Raw genomic sequence first — 1,614 nt, 5'->3', positions numbered from 1 at the left:
TGGGCGTTAATTTCGAGCAGCAACTCCGTTAAATCCACCGGAGGGAGTAGATCACTGATCATTTTGCTCAGTCGTTTCAGACTGTCCGGCTCATCAAGACTGGCGAGGGGAGAAATTGTCAACCGGGGCTTCGGGCCAGAAACATCGAGTTCGACAGCCTCATTTTCGCAAAGACGTGCAGCAACCTGTCTGTAACGACTATCAAGCTGATGACCCAGAGATTTTATTGCTTCCTGCGGGTCTGTCGGGTGCCCCAAAGAACGATAAACCTTAATCCGGTTTGCCTGCCAGTCAGCACCCTGTAGTAATCTTGCACGAGGATCTCCCCACCGGTTACTGCCGGTAACGTAGACATCCCTCCGCCTCAGACTATCCTGCAGTTTACTGAGAAAGCAGAGCGTGTATCCCCTGCGGGTGATATGTTTTTCCTTGTTAATCACCAGCCGTTTCCATGACCGACTGATAATTTCCGTTGGTGCGTCGTCAAAAAACTGCCGCCGTGAGCTGAACTCCCGGCTGAGGTAGTCACAGGCATTCAGAGTGGTAACCCCGGCAGGTGCGGATGAAAATTTAACGGTATTCAGCAGATGGGGCAGGAAACGACGAACGCGCCCGTACTGCTCCACCATTTCTTCATGAAAATTATCGTCTGAGGGCCGGGCAATTTCACGGACAAGCGTGATGATTTCAGCCAGCTTTTGCCTTGGGATGTAGCTGAACACCTCAGCACGAATCGATTCGTCCGGTGTTTCTTCTTTCAGCAGGTACGAACATGCGCTGGCGAGCGCCAATGCAGATTTATCCAGATCCTTCAGCGAGCGGAGCCGTTTTTTCTGCCCAATCTTTCTGGCGTCACGGATGATAACGGCCAGCATGGCGTCCAGAACGTCCAATGCATCATCCAGCGCCAGCGTTTCCCATGCAAGGACAAAGGCAACCAGAACCGCCATCCTTTTCTGCGGTGACATCCTGGCAATATTGAACACCGAAGTCATACCAGCATAACGTGCGAGATTTTTCAGGCGCACAGCCGGGAGTGTACTCAGGTTTTCAGCATGCAGGCCAAAATCGTTCAGAGTTTTCCAGCGTTCAATTGCTTCATTAAACGCCGGACCACTGATGGTCACAGGGCCCTTTTTCAGTGATTCCAGTAAAGACAGGCGGCTGCAATCAGTTGGCCCCAGCAGCATCTCCAGCTGTGAACGCTGTTCGGCTGACGGTATCAGTGCCAGTTTGTTCCACAGGCGCAACGTCGCCTTTTCCCTTACCTCTGAAATCAACCGGGTCAGCGTAGTGGCTCCGGGGAGAATAATACGATGTTGCATAAGCCACCCTGTCGCCAGATCGAAAAGCAGGCCAGGACGTTCGTTGCTTATCCAGCTCCGGGTATATAAAAGACGGGTAAGGCGAAATGTCCAGGGCCAGGCAAATTCACGATACTGATAGTGCTGACGTATCAGCGCTGCATGCTCACGGCGGGTATTTTCCCTCTGACCGTATTCTGCAAGAACGGTGATATCACGAATCCCGAGCTGTCTGGCGGTAAAATGCCGGACGCCGGAAGGAATATGATTCATATCGGTGAGGAAGGTGCCCAGAAAACGGACACATCCA

The 1,614-nt window shown here is 52.2% G+C and carries 1 pseudogene; it reads right to left on the bottom strand.

From position 1 onward, the window contains the following. A pseudogene (locus ACOT0L_RS23925) lies at nucleotides 1–1,614 on the bottom strand (Tn3-like element Tn3 family transposase); the annotation flags it as partial.

This window comes from Enterobacter cloacae complex sp. XAL002, from assembly GCF_049236805.1.
GTDB classification, from domain to species: domain Bacteria; phylum Pseudomonadota; class Gammaproteobacteria; order Enterobacterales; family Enterobacteriaceae; genus Enterobacter; species Enterobacter intestinihominis.
The sequence above is the reverse complement of the archived record's forward strand: the minus strand, read 5'-3'. Positions and strand labels throughout refer to the sequence as shown.